Below are 19,366 nucleotides of genomic sequence, written 5' to 3'. Positions count from 1 at the left end.
CGCAGCATCGATGCGGTGGTGCTCCCCGCGCTGGGTGTCCGGTGACCGCGGCCGGCTGTCCCGGCCGGGGGTCCGGGGGTTGTTCCCCGGGCAGGCGCAGCATCGATGCGGTGGTGCTCCCCGCGCTGGGTGTCCGGTGACCGCGGCCGGCTGTCCCGGCCGGGGGTCCGGGGGTTGTTCCCCGGGCAGGCCCAGCATCGATGTCGTGGTGTTCCCCGCACTGCGTGTCCCCGCCCGCAGCACCTGAATCCCCGCCCGCTGTCCCCAGAACACCCGCGACACACCACCCGCAACGTCCCACCTGACGCGCACCGCTCACGTCGTCGGGCTGGTCACCCCTGCCCTCTTTGTGCCCCAACGACCTGACCGGGAGTCCGTACCCGTGGCCACGTTCCTGTACAAACTCGGGCGGTTCGCCTTCCGGCGCCGCCGATTCGTCGCCCTCGTGTGGGTGGCCCTGCTGGCGATCGCCGGGGTCGGCGCGGCCACCGCGTCCACCGCCACATCCAGTTCCTTCTCCATCCCCGGTACGGAGGCGCAGAAGGCCTTCGACCTCCTCGAGGAGCGCTTCCCGGGCACGAACGCCGACGGCGCCACCGCGCGCGTCGTCTTCAAGGCGCCGGACGGGCGGAAGATGACCGACCCGGCCAACAAGGCCGACGTCAAGAAGGTCGTCGCCGAGCTCAGGTCCGGTTCGGACGAGGTCGCCTCGGTGGTCGACCCGTACCAGGCCAAGGCGGTCAGCCGGGACGGCACCGTCGCCTACACCCAGGTCTCGTACAAGGTCAGCGGGATGGAGCTGACCGAGAAGACCCGGGAGGCCCTCACCGAAGCGGGCGCGGAGGCGAAGGCCGCGGGGCTGACCGTCGAGATCGGCGGTGACGCGCTCCAGACCGTGCCCGAGACGGGGGCCACCGAGATCATCGGTGTCGCCGTCGCGGCCGTCGTCCTGGTCATCACCTTCGGATCGCTCGTCGCCGCCGGACTGCCGCTGCTCACCGCGATCATCGGCGTCGGCATCGGTGTCTCCACCATCACCGCTCTCGCGAACCTCCTCGACCTCGGCTCCACCACGGCCACGCTCGCGACCATGATCGGCCTCGCGGTCGGCATCGACTACGCGCTCTTCATCGTCTCCCGATACCGTGCCGAGCTGGCCGAGGGCCGGGACCGCGAGGAGGCCGCCGGACGGGCCGCGGGCACGGCGGGCTCCGCCGTCGTCTTCGCCGGGCTGACCGTCGTCATCGCCCTGGTCGGCCTTGCCGTCGTCAACATCCCGATGCTCAGCAAGATGGGCTTCGCCGCCGCCGGCACGGTCGTGATCGCCGTCCTCATCGCGCTCACCCTGATCCCGGCCCTGCTGGGCTTCGCGGGCAAGCGGGTGCAGGGCCGCAAGGACCGCAAGGCCGACGCCCACAAGCACAGCAAGGACGCCCACAAGCACGGCAAGCCGGAGAGCGAGAAGCCCAACATGGGCACCCGCTGGGCCCGCTTCGTGCTGCGCCGCCCGGTCACCGTGCTGCTCGCGGGTGTCGTGGGTCTCGGCGCGATCGCCATACCCGCCGCATCGCTGGAGATGGGCCTGCCGGACGACGGCTCGCAGCCCACCAGCACCACCCAGCGCCGGGCGTACGACCTGCTCTCCGACGGCTTCGGCCCCGGCTTCAACGGCCCGCTGCTCGTCGTGGTCGACGGCGGCAGGGCCGCGGCGGACAGCACCGCGAAGGAGATCTCCGGTCTGGACGGGGTCGCGGCCGTCACCCCGGCCACGCTCAACAAGGCCGGCGACACGGCGATGATCACCGTCATCCCGAAGGACCGGCCCAGCTCGACGGAGACCGAGGACCTCGTCCACTCCATCCGGGACGTCAGCGGCGACCACGTCCACGTCACCGGCAGCACCGCGATGAACATCGACTTCTCGCAGCGGATGAACGACGCGCTGATCCCGTATCTGGCACTCGTCGTCGGTCTCGCCTTCCTGCTCCTGATGGTGGTCTTCAGGTCCGTCCTGGTCCCGCTCAAGGCCGCGCTCGGCTTCCTGCTCTCGGTGGTCGCAGCGCTCGGCGCGGTGGTCGCGGTCTTCCAGTGGGGCTGGCTCGGCTCCGTCTTCGGGGTCGAGCAGACCGGCCCGATCATGTCGATGATGCCGATCTTCATGGTGGGCGTGGTCTTCGGCCTCGCCATGGACTACGAGGTCTTCCTGGTCACGCGGATGCGTGAGGCGTACGTCCACGGGGAGCGGCCGGGTCAGGCGATCGTGACCGGCTTCCGGCACGGGGCCCGCGTCGTCACCGCCGCCGCCGTGATCATGATCGCGGTCTTCGCCGGCTTCATCGGGTCGAGCGAGCAGATGGTGAAGATGATCGGCTTCGGTCTCGCGATCGCCGTCTTCTTCGACGCCTTCGTGGTCCGGATGGCCATCGTGCCGGCGGTGCTGGCCCTGCTGGGGCACAAGGCCTGGTGGCTGCCGCGCTGGCTGGACCGAATGCTGCCCAGCGTGGACGTGGAGGGCGAGCAGCTGCGGAAGAAGGACGTCACGGCCGCCGGGCCGGGCTCGGGTTCCGGCTCGGACTCCGGCTCCGACGAGGACCGGGAGCTCGTCAGCGTCTGATCCCGGAGGCCCGAAGGGTGGCCGTGTCCGTCACGACCTGGTGGCGGGCGCGGCCACTTCCGCGTACGTCCGGCGCAGGAAGCGCACGAGAGGACGCGAGTCGAACTGGACCACCGCGACACCCTCCGGCGAATGGAACTCGACGACGACCTGGGCGCGGCCGCACGGCCAGACGTTCACGTCGCCGCGGCGGGCGGGAGAGCGCAGACCGGTCTCCAGCAGTTCGCGCGGGAAGGTCCACTCGATGCCGGTCGGGAAGACGAAGCGGACGGCGGCGGGATCCTGCCCGGGGTCGTAGCGCAGGGCGACCGGTATGCGCCGGTAGTGAGGGGCGTCGTTGACGATCCGGGCCTTCGCCAGCTCTTCGACAGCAGGGCGCTCGACAGTGGGGGACATCGACTGGCTCCTCACCTCGGCGTTGTTTGTCATCTAATGTCGCATATTTTCCGCGTTAAGGCTTGGGCGTTGTCCTTGCTTTTGTGTAGGGGGCGCTCTTGCAACCTCTTTGCAATAGGAGGCATCATCGGACGGTTGACCAGCCCTGCCTGAAAGCGGAGTCCCGCACATGCATGTTCCTGACGGATTCATCAATCTGCCCGTCTCCGCGACCGCCGGGGTCGTCGCGGCCGGTGCCGTCGCCGTCAGCCTGCGCGGGGCCCGGCGGGAACTTGGGGGTACCTCCCATGCCGGAGGCCATGGGGGAGAGCGGACGGCGCCGTTGGCCGGTCTCATCGCCGCCTTCATCTTCGCCGTCCAGATGCTCAACTTCCCGGTCGCGGCCGGTACCAGCGGACACCTGCTCGGCGGCGCGCTGGCGGCGATCCTCGTCGGCCCCTTCACCGGCGTGCTGTGCATAGCCGTCGTCCTGCTGCTCCAGGGCATCCTCTTCGCGGACGGCGGCCTCACCGCGCTCGGCGTGAACATCCTCGTCATGGGCGTGGTCACGGTCGCCGTCGCCTACGCCCTCTTCCGCGTGCTGGTGAAGGTGCTGCCCCGCGGCCGTCGTTCGGTGGCCGTCGCGTCGTTCGTGGCAGCGCTGGTCTCCGTGCCGGCCGCGGCCGCCGCCTTCACGCTCCTCTACGCGATCGGCGGCACGACCGACGTCCCGATCGGCACGGTGCTGAGCGCGATGGTGGGCGTCCATGTCCTGATCGGCATCGGCGAGGCCGTGATCACGATGCTGACGGTCGGCGCCGTCATCGCCGTACGCCCGGACCTCGTGCACGGCGCGCGCGGGCTGTCCGCCCCGCTCAAGCTGCGCGTCGGCGGCAAGCTGGTCGACGCCGAGCCCGCGTCCGCCGCCGCGCCCGTGTCCACGGGCTCCGCGCGCCCCGTCTGGATCGCGGGCCTCGCCGCCTCCCTCGTCCTGGCCGGTTTCGTCTCCTTCTACGCCTCCGCGAGCCCCGACGGACTGGAGAAGGTCGCCGCCGACCAGGGCATCGACAGGAAGGTCGAGGACCACGCCGCCGCCGACTCACCGCTCGCCGACTACGGCGTCGAGGACGTCGGGAACGCCAGGCTCTCCGGCGGGCTCGCGGGTGTGATCGGCGTGGGCGCCACGGTCGCGGCCGGCACCGGTGTGTTCTGGGTGGTACGCCGTCGCCGTACCGTCGAAGAGGTCTGACATGGCGCGGGACGGGGGTGCCTCCCATGCCGGAGGCCATGGGGGAGCCCACAAGCTCTACCGGCACGGACACTCGCCGGTCCACGAGCTGCCTCCGCACTGCAAGATCGCCGCGGCGCTCGGCTTCGTGTTCGTGGTGGCCTCCACGCCGCGCGAGGCGGTCTGGGCCTTCGGTCTCTACGCCGTGCTGCTGGGCGTGGTCGCCGCCGCGGCCCGAGTCCCGGCGGCCTTCCTGCTGAAGCGGCTGCTGATCGAGATCCCGTTCGTCGCCTTCGCGCTGCTCATGCCCTTCGTCGTGCCGGGTGAGCGGACCGACCTGCTCGGGGTCTCCCTCTCCGTTCCCGGACTGTGGGGCGCCTGGAACATCCTCGCCAAGGGGACACTGGGCGTCGCCGCCTCCGTGCTGCTCGCCTCGACCACCGAACTGCGCTCCCTGCTGCTCGGACTGCAGCGGCTCAAACTGCCGCCGCTGATGGTCCAGATCGCCTCGTTCATGATCCGCTACGGCGATGTCATCACCGACGAGATGCGACGCATGTCCATCGCCCGCCGCTCGCGCGGCTTCGAGGCGCGCGGCGTCCGGCACTGGGGCGTGCTCGCCAAGTCCGCGGGCGCCCTGTTCATCCGCTCCTACGAGCGCGGCGAGCGGGTGCATCTGGCCATGGTCAGCCGCGGATACGCGGGCACGATGCCCGTCATCGACGAGGTGACCGCGGACCGCGCCGACTGGGCGCGGGCCGCCGCCCTCCCGCTCACCGCTCTCGCGGTCTGTCTGCTTGGCTGGACGCTATGACCATGTCGCTGGAGGTCAAGGGCCTCGCGTACGCCTACCCCGACGGCCACCAGGCCCTCTTCGGCGTCGACCTGGGCGTCGCGCGCGGTGAGCGCGTCGCGCTGCTCGGCCCGAACGGCGCCGGCAAGACGACCCTCGTCCTGCACCTGAACGGCATCCTCACCGGGGGCGCCGGCAGCGTCAGTGTCGCCGGACTGCCGGTCGGCAAGCAGCACATGGCCGAGATCCGCCGCAAGGTCGGCATCGTCTTCCAGGACCCCGACGACCAGCTCTTCATGCCGACGGTCAGGGAGGACGTCGCCTTCGGGCCGGCGGCGGCGGGGCTGCGCGGCGCGGAGCTGGAGGAGCGGGTGGCCACGGCGCTGCGGCGGGTCGGGATGGCGGAGTACGCGGAGCGCCCCCCGCACCATCTGTCCTTCGGCCAGCGCCGGCGGGTCGCCGTCGCGACCGTGCTCGCGATGGAGCCCGAGATCCTCGTCCTCGACGAGCCCTCGTCCAATCTCGACCCGGCATCGCGCCGCGAACTCGCCGACATCCTGAGGTCGTTGGACGTCACCGTGCTGATGGTCACGCACGACCTGCCGTACGCACTGGAGCTGTGCCCGCGCTCGGTGATCCTCAGCGAGGGCGTGATCGCGGCCGACGGGCGTACGCAGGACCTGCTCGGCGACGCCGAACTGATGCGTGCCCACAGGCTGGAGCTGCCGTTCGGCTTCGACCCGCGGGCTGTGACAATGGGCGCGTGAACGAGGAACCGGCCGCCGCAGCTCCCGATGCATCGCTGCTGCTGGACGACCAGCTGTGCTTCGCGCTGTACGCGGCCCAGCGCGCGGTGACGGCGGCGTACCGCCCGCTCCTCGACGAACTCGGCCTGACCTATCCGCAGTACCTGGCGCTGCTGGTGCTGTGGGAGCGGGGCGAGATCCCGGTGAAGGAGCTCGGGACCGCCCTGCGCCTGGACTACGGCACGGTCTCGCCGCTGCTGAAGCGGCTGGAGGCGGCGGGGCTGGTGCGGCGGGAGCGGTCGGCGACCGACGAGCGTTCGGTGCGCGTCGTGCTCACCGAGCGCGGTGAGGCGCTGCGGGCGCCCGCAGCGCGCGTGCCGGCGTCGATGCTGGCGAGCACCGGCATGGGCGCGGAGGACATCGCGCGGCTGCGGGACGAGTTGCACGGGCTCGCGGAGCGTGCGTCGGTGTCCGCGTCCGGCCCGGCGTCCGCGTCCCGCTCGGCGTCCGCGTCGCGCTCGGCGACCGCCTGGGCGTCCGCGCCCGCGTCCGGCCCGGCGTCCGGTCCGGCGCCCGCGTCCCGCTCGGCGACCGCCTGGGCGTCCGTGTCCGGCTCCGCGTCCGGTCCGGCGTCCGGCTCGCGGAACGCCTGACAGACTGCTTGGCTACCCCTGAGTAACAGAGCGTCCGAGTCCTCCGATACATTGCGCGCGATGTATTTGTGTGCATGCCACGCAGGCGAGGGCGGAGGATCATGACCGACCAGGACACCCGGCCGACGAAGATCATGTATGTCGCGGAGGCCACCGCGCACGGCGGCCGCGAAGGCTACGTCACCAGCCACGACGGCCGGATCGACCTGCGCCTCGCGATGCCGCCCGCACTCGGCGGCGACGGCGAGGGCACCAACCCGGAACAGCTCTTCGCGGCCGGGTACAGCTCCTGCTTCCACAACGCGCTGGTCCTCGTCGGCCGCAGGGAGGGCTACGATCTCGGCCGCTCCACGGTCGCGGCGAAGGTCGGCATCGGCCCCAACAAGTCCCGCGGCTACGGACTCGCGGTCTCGCTCGCCGTCTCGCTGCCGCTCCTCGACCAGGAGCTGGCCTCGAAGCTCGTGGCCGCGGCCCACGAGGTCTGCCCGTACTCGAACGCCACGCGCGGCAACATCGACGTCTCCATCGTCCTGAGCTGAGTCCGTGACCGACCCGGAATCCGGACCCGGCCGCCCACGTTGCACCATGGGGGCAACAGATCCGGAGAGGGAGCGTGGGGCGTGGACGTCCGGGGCACGGTGGCGGAAGGCTTCGAGCCGGTCCGGGACGCCTTCGTACGCAACTTCGAGCAGCGTGGGGAGCGCGGCGCCGCCGTCGCCGTCTACCGGGACGGCGTGAAGGTCGTCGACCTGTGGGCCGGGACGCGCGACGTCGACGGGACGGATCCCTGGGCCGTGGACACCGCGCAGGTCGTCCGCTCGGCGACGAAGGGTGTCGCCGCCGCCGTACCGCTGCTGCTGCACCAGCGCGGGCAGCTGGACCTGGACGCGCCGGTCGGGACGTACTGGCCGGAGTTCAAGGCGGCCGGCAAGGAGCGGGCGCTCGTCCGGCATCTGCTGACGCACCGGGTCGGGGTGCCCGTGCTCGACCGATCCCTCACCCCTGAGGAGGCCGCCGACGGCACCTCGGGGGCGCGGGCCGTGGCCGCGCAGGCCCCGGCCTGGGAGCCGGGCACCGACCACGGCTACCACGCGCAGACGTTCAGCTGGCTGCTGTCGGAACTCGTCCGCCGGGTCACGGGCCGCACGCTCGGCCGCTGGGTCGCCGAGGAGCTGGCCCGACCGCTCGGCCTGGATCTCTGGGTCGGGCTGCCCGCCGAGGAAGCGCACCGCGTCGGCCGGCTCGGCCCGCTCGAGGAACCGCCCACGGCCGCGGGCGGCGGGCTGAAGCTGCGACCCAAGCGGTCCGTTTCGGAGGCCTACCGCGACCCGGAGTCCCTGACCCGCCGGGCCTTCGGAGCGATCGCCCCGCTGCCTGACGAGAACGACCCGCGCTACCGCGCCGCCGAACTCCCCGCGTCCAACGGCATCTCCACGGCCCGCGCGCTCGCCCGCTTCTACGCGGCGACGATCGGCGAGGTCGACGGCCACCGCCTCTTCGCCCCGGCCACCGTCACCCTCGCCCGCACCGAGGAGTCGGCGGGCCCGGACCGTGTCCTCGTCGTCGGCACCCGCTTCGGCCTCGGCTACATGCTCCACGGCCCCGCCTCCCCGCTGCTCGGCCCCGGTTCCTTCGGCCACCCGGGCCGCGGCGGCTCGCTGGGCTTCGCCGACCCCGAGTCGGGCATCGCGCTCGGGTACGTCACGAACGGCATGCGCAAGGGGGTCACGGCGGATCCCCGTGCGCAGGCTCTGGTGCGGGCGGTGCGTTCGGCGACATGATCGACGGCAGCGCTGTTCCGGGGGACGCCCCTCGGACCCCGGCAGGGAGGACGGGCCGGGGCGACCGCGCCCGAGCCGGGAAGGGGACGCAATGGACCGTTTCGAGGGATACGGCGTACTGATCACCGGAGCGGGCCAGGGCATCGGGGAGGCCATTGCGCGGAGACTGGCGTCCGAGGGCGCCCGCGTCCTCGTCACCGACCTCGACGGGGAGCGTGCAGCGGCCACCGCCCGGACGATTCCGCGTGCCGCCTCCTTCCGCTGTGACGTGGCCGACCGCGCCGCCGTCGAGGCGGCGGTCGCGTACGCCGTCGAGGAGTTCGGCAGCCTCGACGTCCTCGTCAACAACGCCTGCAGCTGCGCCCTCGACAGCCCGCTCTTCGAGGACCAGCCCGACGACACCTGGCAGCGGGACCTCGATGTCGTCCTCACCGGAGCCTTCCGCTGCGCCCGCGCCGCGCTGCCGCACCTCGCGAAGGCGGGCGGCCGCGGCGCCATCGTCAACATTGGCTCCGTCAACGCCGAGCAGGACTTCGGCAACCACGCCTACAGCGCGGCCAAGGCAGGCCTCGCCTCGCTCACCCGCACCCTCGCGGGCGACGCCGCCCGCCGTGGTGTCCGCGTCAACCAGGTCAACCCGGGCACCGTCCGCACGCCCGCCTGGGACGGCCGTGAGGGCGATCTCGAGGTCCTCGCCGACGTCTACCCGCTGGGCCGCGTGGGCACCCCGGAGGACATCGCGGCCGCGGTCGCCTTCCTGGCCTCGTCCGACGCCTCCTGGATCACGGGCACGACGCTGCGCGTGGACGGCGGCCTGCTGGCGGTGAACACCGGTTTCATGCAGGCTCTTTCGGCCGACTGAACGGCAAAGTGCCCGTTCTGGACGCCCGTTGACACTCTCTGTGTGCGGGCGCCAACTTCACGGCGTCGTCGCCACACCAGGAGCACGAGGCTCCGTCGGGACCAGCGACGCGAAGGACGCTTTCAGGTTGACCACTGCAACCGTCTTCGAAGGCCAGTCACTCATTCCGCCCACGAACGAGGCGGATCTCTTCCAAGTCCAGCCCTTCACTCCGCACTGCCGGGTGATCCACGCCGCGGGCGACCATGCCGTGATCGGTGTCTCGCCGGGCAACAGCTACTTCTCGGCCCAGCGCGTCATCGATCTCGCCCGCTGGGGGATCGCGCACTTCGACCGGGTCGACTTCGTCCACACCGATCTGCACGTGGCCGAGATGTACGAGGCATCCGGCTACGACCCCGACGACGCCCGGCGCAAGGCCGTCAAGAACCTGCCCGGCGTACGGGCCAAGGTGACCAACGCGGTCGAGGCCGTCGACCCCGGGGCGGCGGACTCCGCGCCCACGCCATGTCGGACTTCGCGGGCAACCCCGCCTACCGCGCCCTCCACGACCACCTCCAGGAACTCCTCCGGACGGACCAGGAGTTCCGTGCCACGTGCGACAAGCTCGTGGACGCGTTCCTCTCCTCCAAGTGCGTCGGCCTTCGGGATGCCGAGGATGTGGCAGTGCATGGCCGCCGAGTACGGGTCGGCGAACAGCGGGGCTTCCGCGCAGACGTACCGCAGACACACCGCGCGCTGCCGCTCGGTCGCGGCTCTCCCGTTCAGGACGCATCAACCTGTCGATCGGCGACGGCCTGCCGCGCCTCGCCCTGGAGGACGTCACGCTCGGCGACATGGAGGTGAAGAGGGGCGAGCTGGTCCTGGTCCTCGTCGACGGCGCCACCTTCGACCCCGAGGTGTTCACCGAACCGCACCGCGTGGACCTCGACCGCGGGAACAACACCGCCCATCTGTCCTTCGGCGGCGGACAGCACTACTGCCCGGCCACCGCGCTGGGCAAGAAGCACGCGGAGATCGCGCTGGAGGTGCTGCTCGACCGGATGCCGCAGCTGCAGCTCGCGGTCCCGATCGAGCAGCTCGTCCGGCGGACCGGGTTCATGAAGCGGATCCCCGAAAGGCTCCCCGTCATGTGGTAGGTGCCTGAGGCCGGTTTGGCGGCCGGCCGGGAGGGGCGTCCGTGCCCCTGTGCGGGCCTCGCCCGGTCAGCCCGTCCGCAGCATCAGCCCGATGCCCACCACCATCAGCCCCGCCGCGGCGATGCGCGGGCCGCCGAAGCGTTCCTTGAAGAACAGGGTGCCTATGGCCGCGCCGACGATGATGCTCGATTCGCGCAGGGCGGCGATCGGGGCCAGGGGCGCGCGGGTCTGGGCCCACAGGACCAGGCCGTACGCCGTCATGGCGAGCACGGCGCCGAGGAGGCCGCGGGCCGCGTGCGGGCGGAGGGCCGGGAGCAGGGCGCCGCGGTAGCGGTGGTAGGTGTAGGCCGGGACGAGGACGCCTTCCAGGATCATCAGCCAGGCGATGTAGCCGATCGCCGAGCCGGAGGCACGGACTCCGATGCCGTCGACGATCGTGTACGCGGCGATGGAGAGACCGGTCGCGAGCGCGGCCAGCAGCGCGGGCCAGTGGGGGCGCGAGTCCCGGATGCCCCACAGGGCCACGCCGACCAGGCCGGAGGAGGCGACCGCGACACCTGTCAACTGCCACGCGCTCAGGGCCTCGTCGACGAAGACCGTCGCCAGGACGGTCACCACGAGCGGCGCCGTGCCACGGGCGATGGGGTACACCTGGCCGAAGTCGCCCAGCGTGAACGACCGCATCAGCAGCGCGTGGTAGCCGATGTGCAGCAGCGCCGAGGCGATCAGGTACGGCCACGCGGCGGCGTCGGGCAGCGGGGCGAAGCAGGCCAGCACCGCACCGATCACCGCCGCCCCGCCCATGATCAGGGTGAAGGCGATCAGTTTGTCCTCGATGTGGTGCGCGATCGCGTTCCAGCTCGCGTGCGTGACGGCGGCTATGAGGACTGCGGCCGCGACGAGAAGGCTCACGCCGTGCGCTCGCGCACGTCCATCAGCGTGGCCCCCGCGTGGGCGATCAGGGACGTGGGGTCCAGCGGGAACACCGCGTGCGGCGTGCCCGCGGCCGCCCAGACCACGGCGTGGTCGAGCACCCCGCGGTCGGCCAGCACCCGGGTCCTCGTGCGGTGCCCGAAGGGCGGCACGCCGCCGATCGCGTATCCGGTCGTCTCGCGGACCAGGTCCGCGTTCGCCCGCTTGACGGCCGACGCGCCCAGCTCGCGCCGTACCAGCTCCACGTCCACCCGTGAGGAGCCGTCCATCAGCACCAGCACCGGCGCCCCGTCCGCCTCGAAGATCAGCGACTTGACGATCTCGCTGACGTCGCAGCCGATCGCGGCGGCCGCCTCGGCGGCCGTGCGCGTGGCGTGGGGGAAGCGGCGTACCTCGACCTGGAGGCCCAGCTCGCGCAGGGGCTGGGGGTCCCCCAACGCCCCCAGGGCGTAGGGGGAGAATCGGGGGTGGGCGTGGGTCTCGGGACTGGTCATGGCCCGCACGCTAGCGGTGGCTGTACGGGCCATGCGACCCCGTTTCGGACAACCGCTCAGCGTGCGTCGAGCACCGACGCGACGAGCGGGCCGGCCGCGTCGCCCCCGTGCCCGCCGGAGTCGACGACCGCCGCCGCGGCGAGGTCGTCGGCGAATCCGGTGAACCAGCTGTTGGACGTGGCGTTCCCGTCGACCTCCGCCGAGCCGGTCTTCGCGCCCTTGTCCCCGCCGAGCGGGGCCATCGCCTTCGCGCCGGTGCCGATCGTCGCCGTACGCCGCATCATGTTGCGCAACTGCTGGGCGACGGAGGCGGGCAGGCTGCGCGAGGCGGTGGCGCTCTCACGGCCGTCGAGGTCGAGCGGCACGATGATGGGCTGTTTGAAGGTGCCGCTCTTGGCGGTGGCGGTGATGGACGCCATGTTGAGGGCGTTCATCTGGATGGTGCCCTGCCCGATGTACTGGGCGGCCGCCTCCCCTCCCGACTCCTCCGGCACGCTGCCGTCGACGGACGCGATGCCGGTCTGCCAGTCGAGCCCGATGCCGAAGACGTCCCTGGCCTCCTTGGCCAGCGCGGCGTCGTCCTTGGTGTCGTCGATCAGCTTGATGAAGGCGGTGTTGCAGGACTGGGCGAAGCTGTCCTTGAAGGGGCGGCCCTCGAGCGTGAAGTTCTTCAGGTTGTGGAAGGTCCGGCCCTGGTACATGGCGTACTCGGGGCACTCGGCGGTCCGGTCGGCCGCGACCAGGCCCTTCTCCAGCAGCATGGCCGCGGTCACGATCTTCATCGTGGAGCCGGGTGCCTGCTTGCCCAGGAACGCCGCGTTCCAGTTGCCCTTGCGGTTGTTGGCGACGGCCCGCACCTCGCCGGTGCTCGGCTTGATCGCGACGACCGACGAGTCGCCGTACCGCTTCACCGCCTGCTCGGCGGCCGCCTGCACACCCGCGTCGAGCGTGGTCTGCAGCGTGCCCGGCTCGCCCTTGGCTAGCGTGAGCAGGGTCCGCGGGGGCACATCGGTGCCCGCGCCCTCGATCGTCAGCTCGACCCCCGGCTTGCCGCCCGCCTTGTCGCCGTACCGCTTGCGCAGCTCGTCCAGGATCGGCCCGAGCGAGGGGTACTTCTCCTTCGTCAGCTCCTTGCCGCTCCGGTCGACGGCCTTGATGGGCGGCGCGGAAGCGGGACCCGTGCTCAGCGTCTCGCCCTTGCGCAGCTCGGGGTGGACGACCGCCGGCTGCCAGTCGACGAGTGCCCTGCCGGTGGTCAGCCCGCGTACGACGGTGAGCTCGGAGCTGTACGACAAGGGCTTGCTCTGCCCCTCGTACGAGACCACCGCAGCGACCGTGAACGGCACCTTCGCGCCGACCGCCTGCCCCGGCGTCAACTTCACCTCGCCGATGTGCGCGTCGGCCTGGTACGAGGCGAGCACGGGCTGTGCCTCGGCGGCGTTGTTGGTCAGATCCGCGGCGGTCTCCGACTCGCCCCCGGCCCACGCCGCGAGGAAGTCCTTCGCGGTCGCCTCGATCTCCTCGGCGGTGGGCGGCCCGGTCTTCTTGGGCGCGCTCAGCGATGTGGCGTCCGTGCCGCTCCCGCCGTCCCCGCCGCTCAGTACGTTGTACGCGCCGTAGGTCGCCCCTCCGGCGAAGACGATGAACACGCCGCCGACGATGGCGGCCTTCGCTCCACTGCGCATTGCTGCGGTCCCTCCCCTTGGTGCCGCTGGTCCTTGTGGTCCCTTGGCCCGCTTGCATGAACGCGTTCAAAGTGGACGTGCTCACGATAGGTGGCAGGAGTGACTGCGGGGACGCCCGTTACCGGACCGGAATGGGAGAGGTCTAGACCCGCCTGCCGCCGGCCGCCATCCGTTCACCGGTCGTCCACCGGTGCCGGAGGCCAGGGCCGCGGCCTCAGACCGCGGATCGGGGGATACGGCTGCGGACGCGGAAGGCCCGTACGGATGCCATGACGATCACCGTGAGCGCGGCGGGGACGAGCAGGGCCAGGGGGAGCAGGGCGAGGCCGAGGGTGAGTTCGAGCTCCGGCGACTTGTGCTCGGCGTCCACGGCCCACAGGGCGGAACGCAGCCAACCGGCCGACACCAGCACGGTGAGCGCGAGCAGCGTCCAGTGGACGATCGAGGCGACGGTCCATCTGCGGACCGCCTTCGGAGAGCGGGACGCCAGCCGCCGACGCAGGACGTGGAGGGTGACGGCCGAGACGAGCAGCGGTCCGACGAGGGAGAAGTGCCAGGTCGTGTCGAGTGCCCACTGGTAGTCGTCCCAGCCGGGACTCGCAGGGGTCAACTGCGCGTCGGGATGGCGCAGCTGGGCGTCGATCGTGTCCCTGCCCCCCGCCATCACGAGCAGCGGCAGCAGCGCGATGAGACCGAGCAGCGGTCTGCCGAGCAGCCCTCGGGTCGCCCATGCGGCACCGACGGGCCTTGCGGGGCGAGGCGGCTGCCACGGAACGGCGGGGCGGTGGCCCTGCGGCGGCGGCGCCCACCCGTGCACCGGGGCCGGGGCCGGAGCCGGCACGCCCTGCACTCCGAACGGCACCGGGGGCGGACCGAACTCCTGGCGGGCTTCCAGGTCCAGCACCCACGCGGCCTGGCGGGCGACCGCCGAGGTCAACGGGGCCGGCAGCCAGTCGGATCCCGCGGGCACGTGCTCCCGGGCCCGCGCGACCAGCTCCGTGAGGGACGGCCGCTGGTCCTGGTCCTTGACCAGACAGCCTCCTATCGCCTCCGCGACGGCCTCGGGCAGCCGGGACAGATCCGGCTCGTCGTGCACCACGCGGTAGCCGAGCTCCGGCCCCGCGCCGGAACCGAAGGGGTTGCGGCCCGTGCCCGCGTAGGCGAGCAGGACGCCCAGCGCGAAGATGTCACTGCGCTCGTCCACCCCTTTCCCCGTGATCTGTTCGGGGGACATGAAGCCGGGCGAGCCGATGACCAGGCCCGTGCCGGTGAGTCCGGCGTCGTCGGCCGCACGGGCGATGCCGAAGTCGATGAGGCGGGGCCCGTCGACGGCGAGCAGCACATTGGACGGCTTGAGATCGCGGTGGACGAGGCCGGCCTTGTGCACCGTGGTGAGCGCCTCGGCCAGCCCGCAGAGCAGCCGCCACAGCGCGGGTTCGTCCAGCGGCCCGTGATCGTGCACCGCCTCGGCGAGCGAAGGGCCCGGCACATACGCGGTGGCCAGCCACGGCACCGCCGCATGCGGGTCCGCCGCCACCACCGGTGCCGTACCCGGCCCCGACACCGCCTGACACGCCCGCACCTCACGGGCGAAGCGCGCCCGGAACCCGGGGGCGCTCGACATGCCCGCGTGCACGGTCTTGAGCGCCACGGTGCGCCCGCCCGGCGACCTGGCGAGATAGACGCGACCCATGCCGCCCTCGCCGAGCAGGAACAGCAGACGGTATGCGCCGACTTCGCGCGGATCATGTGGTGACAAGGGCTGCACTGCGTCCCCCAAGGCTGTTCGGGCGCCACATCCTGACACGCGTGCTTCGGTGCCCGGAAGTGAAGCCGGTGATCACGGACACCGGGTGGCCCGTCCCTCCCTCTGCAACCAGGTGTCCAGCCACATCCTGTTCCGCCAGTCGTCCAGCGGTATCGCCTCGCCCGTGCAGATCGGCCAGAAGTGGATGAAGTCTCGGCGCTCGCGCTGTACGCGGCCCTGACGAGCATTTTCATCGCCGCTTGGGGCCGTCGGGCACCTACCGGGCCGTCTCCAGGCCGTGATCATGCTCCCGGACGCCCCATGAGTGCTACGTACTCGAGCGAGTTCCGCACCCAGGTCATGGATGGCCCCACGGCTGCCAGGGGCTTCGCCCGCCTCGCAGCCCGTCAGCGGGCCTCATGACCGAACTGGTATCAGCGATGGCTGCGGCGTTGTCACAGAGCAGAGCCTCATCCGGTCAACCTCCCAAAATGCGCCAATCGACTACTACCTACCCATACCTCCCACCCCGGCCATCCGAGGACAACAGGTTGATGACCATAACCAGCACCGACAGGGTGACATTCGGTAAGCGGACGAACCCGTCTGAGGTATCCGACACGGCGTTCGCGCTGCTCGACGAGCAGGGAACGGTGGTCGCATGGACGCAGACCGCCGAGCGGCTTGTCGGATATTCCGCCGGGGACGTGGTGGGGCAGTCCGCCGCGCTCGTACTGCCATGCTTCGGTGAAGTGCCGACGATGTCGGCGTTCGTCGAGCTGTGCCATGCCCAAAATGGCTGGTCGGGCGCTTCGGCGGTGCGCCACCGGGACGGCCGCGTGCTCGACGTCAGCCTGCGGATCTCGACTCTGTGGGGGCAGGACGGAGCAGCGCGGTGGCTTGCGTCCGTGACCGATACCGGCGCGCTGTCCGGGGACGCGGTGAGCGGATCGGTGCGCGGGTCGTTCCTTGCCCGTGCGCCGATCGGTGTCGTCGTTCGTGACCTGGAGTTGCGTTGCACCTGGGTGAACGACGTGATGGAGAGCCACGACAGCATTTCCCGTGACCAGCGGCTCGGATGTCGAGTCACCGATGCGCGGCCCGGTGTCGCGGCCGAAACGGTCGAGGCGGTGATGCGGCAGGTGCTCCAGAGCGGTACGACCAAGGTCCACGAGTACCGGACGTGGCTGCCGACGAGTCTGGGCGAGGAGCACCCGTTCGCGGTTTCGTTCTCCTGTCTCCAAGGTGCCGACGGCCAAGCTCTGGGGGTGTGCACCATCAGCGTCGACGTCACCGAGAGCCGGCGGGTGCGCGAGCGCCTCTCCATCCTCGGCGAGGCCGGCACGCTACTTGGCAGGACCCTGGATGTGATGCAGACCGGTCAGGAACTGGCCGATCTTGCCGTGCCCCTGTTCGCCGACTTCGTCGCCGTGGACCTGGAGCAGTCGGTTCCGTTCGGTGAGGGGCCCCCGGTCCGCATCGACTCGATCGGCGATCGCCTCCCCGTGATCCGACGTGCCGGTCTGGCCTCGATCCACCAAGGGGCCCCGGAATCCCCGTGGGTGCGGGGTGAGCCGGTTCTCGTGCCGCCCGCCTCACCGATGGCCGACGTCCTGCGCACCGGCAGGTCCCGCCTGGAGCCGATCCTGGACACCGCCCCGGGCTCATGGATCGACCAGTCCCCGGCACTGGCGCAGAGAATCCGTGAGAACGGCATGCACTCCGTGATGGTCGTCCCCATCCGTGCGCGGCGCGTCCTGCTGGGGGTGGCGTTGTTCATCCGCACCGAGGATCCGGTGCCGTTCCAGGAGGTCGATCTGCTCCTGGCCGAAGACTTCGTCAGTCGCGCCGCGGTGTCGTTGGACAACGCTCGCCAGTACTGCCGCGAGCACACCGCGGCACTCGCGCTCCAGTGCAACCTGCTCCCGCACCGTCTGAGGGGCGGCTCGGCGGTCGAGGCGGCCTCCCGCTACCTACCCGCCGACATCGACCGCGGCGTCGGGGGCGACTGGTTCGATGTGATCCCGCTGTCCGGCGCCCGAGTGGCCCTCGTCGTCGGCGATGTGGTCGGACACGGCATCAACGCCGCCGCGACCATGGGCAGGCTCCGCACCGCCGTCCACACGCTCGCCGACATGGAGCTGCCCCCCAACGAGCTGCTGGCCCGCCTCGATGACACGGTCCAGCGACTGGCGGAACAAGATGCCGACGCCCCGGACCAGACTCCCGCGGTGGTGGGCGCCACCTGTCTGTATGCCGTCTACGACCCGGTCACCCGGAAGTGCACCATGGCACGGGCCGGGCACCCCCCGCCCGCGATCATCGACCCGCAGGGCCAGGTCACCTTCCCCGACCTTCCCACCGGAGCCCCACTCGGCATCGGCCTGGGGGTCCCCTTCGAGGCCATGGAGCTGGAACTGCCCGAGGGAAGTCTCCTCGCCCTGTACACCGACGGCCTGATCGAGACCCGCGACCACGACATCGAGGAGGGAATGCACCGCCTGGGCACCGCCCTCGCGCAACCGGGTCGCTCCCTGGAAGACCTCTGCACCCGCGCGATGGAGCCCTTCCAGGGGCAGGCGGCGTGCGACGACGTCACCCTGCTCCTCGTTCGCACCCGCTCGCTCAGCCAGGCCCAGGTTGCCTCCTGGACGCTGCCCAGTGACCAGACCGCTGTCCGCCGCGCCCGGAACCTGGCAGCCGGTCAGCTGGCCGCATGGGGACTGGAAGGTCTCGAGGATGCCACGAAGCTGATCGTCAGCGAACTGGTCACCAACGCCGTCCGCTCCCACAGCACCGGCCCGATCCGTCTGCGCGTGATCCAGCACAAAGTCCTGACCGTCGAAGTGTCCGACACCGACACCTGCCCCCCGCGCCCGCGCAGTGCACGCACCGTCGACGAAAACGGCCGCGGCCTCTCCCTGGTCGCCCAGGTGTCCCGCCGATGGGGCTCTCGCCCGGTAGCAGGTGGCAAGGTCGTCTGGGCCGAAGCAGACCTTGCCCACGCATCCGGCCCCTGTTCGTCCGTGCTGCCCGTCGACGCGCCAACGTCAAGCACGTGAGGTGACCGATCCCGGCACCACTGGACACTGGGGTGGCCGGACCGCTCGTCGTCCCACCGGGAGAGCCAAGAACCCGATGGGTCGGTAAGCCACGGTCAACAGCGGGTGCCAGGAGGAACCCCAGGGTTCCTCCTGGCACCCGTTGCCGCTGGTCGGGTTGCCAACAGCGCCCAGAAGCGCAGTGATTCCCAAGCTCAGAGTTCAGGCCGGTAAGGCAGCGGGATCTCGTGCGCTTCCAGCGCAGCGGAGTAGCGCGCGAGCAGCACAGACCCTGCTGCTGGAGGGCGAACTGGCCGCCGCCGAACCGAGGAAGCTCCGCTACCGGCTGCTGCACGCCGCAGCCCGCATCACCCGCGGCGGCCGCCTCCGGAGATGGAGACGCGGACGCCTACGAATCAAGATCGGACAACTCGTCGTGCGTAGGTCTCGGGTTCGAATCCCAGAGGCGGCCACGGTGAAGCCCCTGGTCAGTTCTCCGCCGACCTGAGCTCCTGCCCCATGCTCGCTGTCCAGGGTGTCCCAGCTGTCCGACGGTCCGTTCAGCCCTTGAACTGCGGAAACGAACCGGACAGCTCAAACTGCCTCGGTCAGGGCTGTTCGGTCACAGACGGCTCCAGCACCCTGGGTGCTATGGCCCGTCGGCGAAGCCGACCCCTTGTCGGTCGCAGGCGTCGAAGGCGCCTGTCTTGATGGGCCTCGACGGGTTCGCGGTAAGGACGCACTCTCGATCCTCAACAGGCAGGCATTTCGCCATGACCATGAATCGCATCCCAGCCGTAGCCGCGCTGCAGTCAACGCCTGCCTGGAGGACCCTGGATTCATGGCCGCGCCCATCGTCGTGCACCAGCCGTCCCCGTCCGGCGGTCGGCGGGTCACCGCGCGTGGAGAGATCCTCGGCCTCGCGCACGACGACAGAGACGTGATCGAGTTCCTGCGCCGCGCCGGCCTCCCGGACGCTTGGGATCTTCTCGACGATCCGAACTGGGTCGAGTGGAGGGGCGGGCACGCACATCAGTGGGACGCGGCGTGACTTGGGCCCGCCGGTACTGCCCGCATGACGGTCGGCGAGTCGGGGTCTCAAATGTGATCTCGAACGGCGCTCGTTCCGGAGCCGTTCGCCGACATCCGTCACGTCCGAGCCCTGCGCTGACCAGCAACGCAAGGCGTTCGGTGGACCTCGGTGGGCGCCCTGGAACAAGATCGGACAACTCGTATTGCGCGCAGGTATTGGAGGCTGCGGCGCGGCCGGGGTCC

Annotated in this window: 15 protein-coding genes, 1 tRNA gene and 2 pseudogenes; 13 read left to right on the top strand and 5 right to left on the bottom strand. The window is 71.1% G+C overall.

Annotation, left to right across the window (positions count from 1 at the left end):
* Positions 1 to 382 precede the first annotated feature (382 nt).
* Positions 383 to 2,614, top strand: coding sequence for an MMPL family transporter (locus ACWCP0_RS13325; RefSeq protein ID WP_451078933.1), 2,232 nt, complete (start codon positions 383 to 385; stop codon positions 2,612 to 2,614).
* A gap of 30 nt (positions 2,615 to 2,644) precedes the next feature.
* On the opposite strand, the gene ACWCP0_RS13320 is transcribed toward ACWCP0_RS13325, so the two are convergent.
* Positions 2,645 to 3,010, bottom strand: a complete 366-nt coding sequence (locus tag ACWCP0_RS13320) for an SsgA family sporulation/cell division regulator (RefSeq protein ID WP_351233548.1) — start codon at positions 3,008 to 3,010, stop codon at positions 2,645 to 2,647.
* A 169-nt stretch (positions 3,011 to 3,179) separates the two neighbouring features.
* Between ACWCP0_RS13320 and ACWCP0_RS13315 the strand changes: the two genes are divergently transcribed.
* The 9 genes and pseudogenes from ACWCP0_RS13315 (at position 3,180) to ACWCP0_RS13275 (ending at position 10,191) form a co-directional block, all read left to right on the top strand.
* The gene (locus tag ACWCP0_RS13315; RefSeq protein ID WP_451078932.1) at positions 3,180 to 4,238 is read left to right on the top strand and encodes an energy-coupling factor ABC transporter permease; all 1,059 of its coding nucleotides are present in this window, start codon (positions 3,180 to 3,182) and stop codon (positions 4,236 to 4,238) included.
* A gap of 1 nt (position 4,239) precedes the next feature.
* Entirely contained in the window at positions 4,240 to 5,031 is a 792-nt protein-coding gene (gene cbiQ / locus ACWCP0_RS13310; RefSeq protein WP_451078931.1) for a cobalt ECF transporter T component CbiQ, read from the top strand.
* Complete coding sequence (locus ACWCP0_RS13305) at positions 5,028 to 5,777, top strand: energy-coupling factor ABC transporter ATP-binding protein (RefSeq protein WP_451078930.1); 750 nt, start codon at positions 5,028 to 5,030, stop codon at positions 5,775 to 5,777. Before cbiQ ends, ACWCP0_RS13305 begins: the two co-directional genes overlap by 4 nt.
* Positions 5,774 to 6,232 (top strand): annotated as a pseudogene (locus tag ACWCP0_RS13300) (MarR family winged helix-turn-helix transcriptional regulator); the annotation flags it as partial. The gene ACWCP0_RS13305 and the pseudogene ACWCP0_RS13300, both read left to right, overlap by 4 nt.
* A gap of 278 nt (positions 6,233 to 6,510) precedes the next feature.
* Positions 6,511 to 6,948 (top strand): organic hydroperoxide resistance protein, encoded by a 438-nt coding sequence (locus ACWCP0_RS13295; RefSeq protein ID WP_451078929.1) that lies wholly within the window; start codon positions 6,511 to 6,513, stop codon positions 6,946 to 6,948.
* 81 nt (positions 6,949 to 7,029) lie between these two features.
* The gene (locus ACWCP0_RS13290) at positions 7,030 to 8,190 is read left to right on the top strand and encodes a serine hydrolase domain-containing protein (protein ID WP_451078928.1); all 1,161 of its coding nucleotides are present in this window, start codon (positions 7,030 to 7,032) and stop codon (positions 8,188 to 8,190) included.
* A 91-nt stretch (positions 8,191 to 8,281) separates the two neighbouring features.
* On the top strand, positions 8,282 to 9,052 hold the full coding sequence (locus tag ACWCP0_RS13285) for an SDR family NAD(P)-dependent oxidoreductase (protein WP_451078927.1): 771 nt from the start codon (positions 8,282 to 8,284) through the stop codon (positions 9,050 to 9,052).
* Between the two features lie 40 nt (positions 9,053 to 9,092).
* A pseudogene (locus tag ACWCP0_RS13280) lies at positions 9,093 to 9,898 on the top strand (tRNA-dependent cyclodipeptide synthase).
* Positions 9,826 to 10,191 carry a cytochrome P450 gene (locus ACWCP0_RS13275; protein ID WP_451078989.1) on the top strand — a complete coding sequence of 122 codons (366 nt, stop codon included), beginning with the start codon at positions 9,826 to 9,828 and terminating at the stop codon, positions 10,189 to 10,191. Before ACWCP0_RS13280 ends, ACWCP0_RS13275 begins: the two are co-directional and overlap by 73 nt.
* Positions 10,192 to 10,257: 66 nt before the next feature.
* Here ACWCP0_RS13275 and ACWCP0_RS13270 read toward each other — a convergent pair whose 3' ends face one another.
* From ACWCP0_RS13270 to ACWCP0_RS13255, 4 genes are all read right to left on the bottom strand, one after another.
* The gene (locus tag ACWCP0_RS13270) at positions 10,258 to 11,103 is read right to left on the bottom strand and encodes an EamA family transporter (RefSeq protein WP_451078926.1); all 846 of its coding nucleotides are present in this window, start codon (positions 11,101 to 11,103) and stop codon (positions 10,258 to 10,260) included.
* A complete protein-coding gene (locus ACWCP0_RS13265; protein WP_451078925.1) occupies positions 11,100 to 11,618 on the bottom strand; it encodes a YbaK/EbsC family protein in 519 nt (172 codons plus the stop codon). The genes ACWCP0_RS13270 and ACWCP0_RS13265 overlap by 4 nt, the downstream gene beginning before the upstream one ends.
* 56 nt (positions 11,619 to 11,674) lie before the next feature.
* Positions 11,675 to 13,303, bottom strand: coding sequence for a penicillin-binding transpeptidase domain-containing protein (locus ACWCP0_RS13260; RefSeq protein WP_451078924.1), 1,629 nt, complete (start codon positions 13,301 to 13,303; stop codon positions 11,675 to 11,677).
* Positions 13,304 to 13,517: 214 nt separating this feature from the next.
* On the bottom strand, positions 13,518 to 15,062 hold the full coding sequence (locus tag ACWCP0_RS13255; protein ID WP_451078923.1) for a serine/threonine-protein kinase: 1,545 nt from the start codon (positions 15,060 to 15,062) through the stop codon (positions 13,518 to 13,520).
* A gap of 542 nt (positions 15,063 to 15,604) precedes the next feature.
* Between ACWCP0_RS13255 and ACWCP0_RS13250 the strand changes: the two genes are divergently transcribed.
* From ACWCP0_RS13250 to ACWCP0_RS13240, 3 genes are all read left to right on the top strand, one after another.
* Positions 15,605 to 18,112 (top strand): SpoIIE family protein phosphatase, encoded by a 2,508-nt coding sequence (locus ACWCP0_RS13250; protein WP_451078922.1) that lies wholly within the window; start codon positions 15,605 to 15,607, stop codon positions 18,110 to 18,112.
* A gap of 358 nt (positions 18,113 to 18,470) precedes the next feature.
* Positions 18,471 to 18,564, top strand: a tRNA-Arg gene (locus ACWCP0_RS13245).
* Positions 18,565 to 18,932: 368 nt separating this feature from the next.
* Complete coding sequence (locus tag ACWCP0_RS13240) at positions 18,933 to 19,142, top strand: hypothetical protein (protein ID WP_451078921.1); 210 nt, start codon at positions 18,933 to 18,935, stop codon at positions 19,140 to 19,142.
* The last annotated feature ends 224 nt before the right edge of the window (positions 19,143 to 19,366 follow it).

Source organism: Streptomyces sp. NPDC001970 (genome assembly GCF_053594115.1).
The sequence above is the reverse complement of the archived record's forward strand: the minus strand, read 5'-3'. Positions and strand labels throughout refer to the sequence as shown.

Excerpts from the sequence above, each read along its gene's own strand:
- ACWCP0_RS13265 (WP_451078925.1), bottom strand. The coding sequence starts at position 11,618 with ATGACCAGTCCCGAGACCCACGCCCACCCCCGATTCTCCCCCTACGCC.
- ACWCP0_RS13260 (WP_451078924.1), bottom strand. The coding sequence starts at position 13,303 with ATGCGCAGTGGAGCGAAGGCCGCCATCGTCGGCGGCGTGTTCATCGTC.
- ACWCP0_RS13250 (WP_451078922.1), top strand. The coding sequence starts at position 15,605 with ATGACCATAACCAGCACCGACAGGGTGACATTCGGTAAGCGGACGAAC.
- cbiQ (WP_451078931.1), top strand. The coding sequence starts at position 4,240 with ATGGCGCGGGACGGGGGTGCCTCCCATGCCGGAGGCCATGGGGGAGCC.
- ACWCP0_RS13295 (WP_451078929.1), top strand. The coding sequence starts at position 6,511 with ATGACCGACCAGGACACCCGGCCGACGAAGATCATGTATGTCGCGGAG.
- ACWCP0_RS13240 (WP_451078921.1), top strand. The coding sequence starts at position 18,933 with ATGGCCGCGCCCATCGTCGTGCACCAGCCGTCCCCGTCCGGCGGTCGG.
- ACWCP0_RS13320 (WP_351233548.1), bottom strand. The coding sequence starts at position 3,010 with ATGTCCCCCACTGTCGAGCGCCCTGCTGTCGAAGAGCTGGCGAAGGCC.
- ACWCP0_RS13315 (WP_451078932.1), top strand. The coding sequence starts at position 3,180 with ATGCATGTTCCTGACGGATTCATCAATCTGCCCGTCTCCGCGACCGCC.
- ACWCP0_RS13305 (WP_451078930.1), top strand. The coding sequence starts at position 5,028 with ATGACCATGTCGCTGGAGGTCAAGGGCCTCGCGTACGCCTACCCCGAC.
- ACWCP0_RS13285 (WP_451078927.1), top strand. The coding sequence starts at position 8,282 with ATGGACCGTTTCGAGGGATACGGCGTACTGATCACCGGAGCGGGCCAG.